Below are 259 nucleotides of genomic sequence, written 5' to 3' on the forward strand. Positions count from 1 at the left end.
GTCCAGGCGATGATGAACCAGCGTGCCACGCGCAAGCCACGCCACCAGGCATACAGCCCGGCAGCGAAGATGCTCACGGTAAACAGCAACGCCAGCACCGTGGCCATGCGCAAAGCGACACCGTAGCGCATGGTCACCGCCAGCACCATGACCAGCGCGCCACCCAGCATCAGCAACTGCAGCAGCCGATCGAAAGCACGGCTGATGCTGCCAAGTTGAAGGAAATGCCGGGCGAACTGGCAACCGAACAGGCCTGCGG

1 protein-coding gene is annotated in these 259 nt (G+C 63.3%); it reads right to left on the reverse strand.

The genetic code is table 11. The annotated features are described in order from the left end of the window. Positions 1-259, reverse strand: a 259-nt coding sequence (locus tag FQ668_RS27715) for a 7TM-DISM domain-containing protein (RefSeq protein WP_218570915.1), incomplete at both ends; no start/stop codon positions are given.

Source organism: Pseudomonas sp. Kh14, assembly GCF_900291005.1.
Classification (GTDB): domain Bacteria; phylum Pseudomonadota; class Gammaproteobacteria; order Pseudomonadales; family Pseudomonadaceae; genus Aquipseudomonas; species Aquipseudomonas alloputida.